Consider the following 3704-nt stretch of genomic DNA (forward strand, 5'->3'; position numbering starts at 1 on the left):
TTCTCCTGTTTCCTCCCCACTACAACAGCATCGTACAAAATGTTTCCAAAGAGAAAAAAGACCTCCTGATGGCCAGGAGGTTGCAGTCATTTTTATTTAGTGGTCGAACAACTGCTGCAGCTCTTTGAAAGTCCGTGTTTTTTGCAGCGTGACAATTAACTTGAGACGAGCCTTTTGCCCATTCAAGCCATTGGAGAAGATGATGCCCATCTCTTTTAGTTTGCGGCCTCCACCTTCATAGTCATAGATATCCTGCACTTGTCCATTGTAGCAGCGGGAGACGAGCACGATCGGTACGCCTTTGTCGAGTAATTGTTGCAGGGTAGGAATGATGGCGGGAGGAAGATTTCCTAATCCAAATGCCTCTATGACGAGTCCATCAATCTTCTGCTCCAATAAAAACTGTAGCCAAGCAGGGTCCATCCCAGCAACCGCTTTGATTAACGGCACATTCGCATCAGCATGGGTAATGGCATAATGCTCTCGATCCAATGGAGCATGGTGGTATTGCACGCTTTTTTTCGCTAGGGTTCCAATCGGTCCGTATTGTGGAGATTGAAAGGTAGCGACATTGCTCGTGTGTGTTTTGGTTACATGGCGTGCAGCGTGAATTTCGTCATTAAAAACAACGATAACGCCTTTGTTCAAACTGTCTGAGTCTGCGGCTACACGAACGGAAGAAATGAGATTGACGGGACCGTCAGCTCCGAGCTCATTACTGCTGCGCATGGCTCCAGTCACGACAATCGGGACGTTGACCGACAAAGTCAGATCCAGGAAGTATGCAGTCTCTTCCAACGTATCAGTCCCATGAGTAATGACAATGCCATCATAGTGATCATGTTGAAAGGCTTCCTCAATATCGAGTCGCAGCTGATTCATGATCGCAGGAGTCATATGAGGGCTAGGTAGGTTGAGTAGATTTTTCATGGTGACATCCGCGTGCTTTTCTAAAAAAGGAAGGATTTTGTTGACTGCTTGATCATCCAATGGCTTTACGCCTTCTGAGTCATCGACAGACATGGCAATCGTACCGCCTGTGTTCACTACCAAAATTTTTTTTGACATGATCTCTCTCCTGTAGCGGGTTTTCATCAACCAGTATTCATGGTACGATGAACAGTAGTCTTGTGTAAAGGAGTAATAAAAGATGATTGCTTTGATCGGCGCGGCAGTTGCCCCCGGTATCGCCATCTTAAGTTACTTTTACCTGCGTGACAGTCTCGAACCGGAGCCAATTTCGATGGTAATCCGGTCGTTTATCTTTGGTATGCTGCTGGTCGTACCGATTATGGTACTTCAGTACATCATGCAGAATGAATGGAACTGGCGGGATGGCATTGTCGCGGAAGTTTTCCAATCCGCTGTAGTGGAAGAATTTTTTAAATGGATGGTCATCTATTTTACGGTTTATAAACATTTGGAATTTGATGAGCCATACGATGGAATTGTTTATGCGGTTGCGGTGTCACTTGGTTTTGCTACGTTGGAAAATTTGTTCTACCTTATTATCAATGGAACGAATATTGCCATCTGGCGTGCCTTTTTGCCAGTATCCAGCCATGCGTTGTTTGCGGTGTGGATGGGTTATTATCTCGGACGGGCCAAGTTTTCCAAGGACGCCAAGCATGAGCGGCTTTTTTTATGGATGTCGATTACCTTGCCGATCGGCTTGCATGCTCTGTACAACTTGATTTTTTTGGCAGTGCAAAACTGGTTGGTAGTGATTGTTCCATTCATGCTTCTTTTGTGGTGGCAGGGCTTAAAAAAGGTACAAAGAGCACACGATTTCGGTTCTAAAAATCTCTCTTCACGTCCACAATAGACGGTAAGGAGGAGACATACGTGCTAAAAACCGAACGAGCAAAGGTGACAATTCAATGCAATGTATGTGGAGAAAAGTTTACACTACGTGGTCATCGAGAACCTGGTGGGCAAATAGAAACAGGGTTCAAGCAGTGCCTGTGTGACAACGACAAGCATTTTCGGATTGACGAGTCCTGATCTTTTCCATTCCCAGTTGAAAAAGCGTGACGAATCTATGTGGGCCGATGCAAATAGCATCGGTCTTTTTCTATATCCAGATTCACATGCATAATCCATTCTTCCTCCACCAACACTATGCAAAGATTTCAATACATGCCAAGGAGGATTCAGCCGTGCGTACAATCTGGATCGCAGGTGTGTTGGTGGTGTTGGTAGCAGCGGGCTTAAGTGGATACAAGGTTGTCTGGAAGGAAAAGAATGTAGCTGCCGTACAAGAAGAGCAGATGGCTGCACCTGCTACGAAAAATCAGACGGGCAAAGCCAAAGCCAGCTTTCATCCTTCACGAGTCTCTGACAATGATTTAAAAATCATGGCGAATGCTGTTTACGGGGAGTCAAGAGGAGAGCCGTTTGAAGGGCAAGTAGCTGTCGCCGCCGTTATTTTGAACCGCGTCAAGAGCCCTTCGTTTCCTGATACGCCTTCGGCTGTGATATTCGAACCACGCGCTTTTACAGCAGTTGCTGATGGTCAAATATGGCTTACACCGAATGAAAGTGCGACGAAAGCAGTGAAGAACGCATTAAACGGCTGGGACCCGACGGGAGGCTGCACGTACTATTTTAATCCGGATACAGCAACATCCGGTTGGATTTGGACCAGACCACAGGTTAAAAAGATCGGCAAACACATCTTTTGCAGATAATCGATGCGTAATCAAAGGAGGAGTGGCAAGGGATGGTATATGGAGCAACAGCACGGTTGTTATTTCCCGTTGCCCTGGTTGCCTTAATAGGCGCTGGCGTGTGGGGGTATCAGGAGCACAATGAGAAGAACTCGGTCTTGATCAAAGCCGAAAACTCGTACCAACGGGCTTTTCACGATCTCACTTATCATGTGGACAAGCTGCACGATGAGCTTGGCAAATCGCTGGTGGTCAACTCGCGCAGACAAATGACCCCAATTTTGACGAATGTCTGGCGGCTTTCCTATGCGGCACAAGCGGATGTCGGACAATTGCCATTGACCTTGATGGCATTTAACAAAACAGAAGAAATGCTGTCGAGGGTGGCGGATTTTTCCTATCGTGTCGCCGTGCGTGATTTGGACAAGGTGCCGTTGAGTCAGAGTGAATACAAGACATTGAAGAGTCTTCACACCCAAGCAAAGGATATCCAGGATGAGCTCCGCAAGGTACAAGCCATCGCGATGGACAAACAATTGAGATGGATGGATGTGGAGACGGCATTGGCCTCCAATAAAAACAAAGAGGACAATACCATCATCGACGGATTCCAAACCATTGAGAAAAAAGTGCAAGAATACCCTGATTTGGACTGGGGCGTCGGGATACAGAGTCTCGACAAGAAAAAACAGCAGCGAATCAAAGGGATCGATGGCAAACCAGCCACCAAAGAGGAAGCAGAGAAGAATGCATTGGCGTTTCTCGGGTTGAAGCCAGGAGATGCGAAAGTAGAAGTAAACGATAACGGCAAGGGGCAGGAATATACGGCGTATAGTGTACGTGTCACGCCAAACGGGCACAAAACTGCCATTAATCTCGATGTCACCAAACGCGGTGGAAAAGTCGTTTGGATGATGAACGAGCGTGGAGTTGGCGAGGAAAAGCTGGATATGAAGCAGGCGGAAGAAAAAGGTCGAGTGTTCTTGAGAAACCATGGATTTGACAATATGGAGGTCTCCGAGATTGACAGCTACG

The 3704-nt window shown here is 46.7% G+C and carries 5 protein-coding genes; 4 read left to right on the forward strand and 1 reads right to left on the reverse strand.

The features are described 5' to 3' along the window. Window positions 1-96: 96 nt before the first annotated feature. A complete protein-coding gene (locus tag C7R94_RS29180; RefSeq protein ID WP_106785993.1) occupies window positions 97-1068 on the reverse strand; it encodes an asparaginase in 972 nt (323 codons plus the stop codon). 82 nt (window positions 1069-1150) lie between these two features. Between C7R94_RS29180 and prsW the strand changes: the two genes are divergently transcribed. From prsW to C7R94_RS29195, 4 genes are all read left to right on the forward strand, one after another. Then, the gene (gene prsW, locus C7R94_RS29185) at window positions 1151-1825 is read left to right on the forward strand and encodes a glutamic-type intramembrane protease PrsW (protein WP_106785994.1); all 675 of its coding nucleotides are present in this window, start codon (window positions 1151-1153) and stop codon (window positions 1823-1825) included. A gap of 20 nt (window positions 1826-1845) precedes the next feature. Then, the gene (locus tag C7R94_RS30465) at window positions 1846-2004 is read left to right on the forward strand and encodes a hypothetical protein (protein WP_007716480.1); all 159 of its coding nucleotides are present in this window, start codon (window positions 1846-1848) and stop codon (window positions 2002-2004) included. A 26-nt stretch (window positions 2005-2030) separates the two neighbouring features. Next, complete coding sequence (locus tag C7R94_RS29190) at window positions 2031-2690, forward strand: cell wall hydrolase (RefSeq protein WP_106785995.1); 660 nt, start codon at window positions 2031-2033, stop codon at window positions 2688-2690. A gap of 32 nt (window positions 2691-2722) precedes the next feature. Further along, the coding region (locus tag C7R94_RS29195; RefSeq protein WP_106785996.1) for a germination protein YpeB at window positions 2723-3704 on the forward strand (982 nt) is incomplete at its 3' end.

It is taken from the genome of Brevibacillus sp. NRRL NRS-603, assembly GCF_003013445.1.
GTDB classification, from domain to species: Bacteria; Bacillota; Bacilli; order Brevibacillales; family Brevibacillaceae; genus Brevibacillus; species Brevibacillus formosus.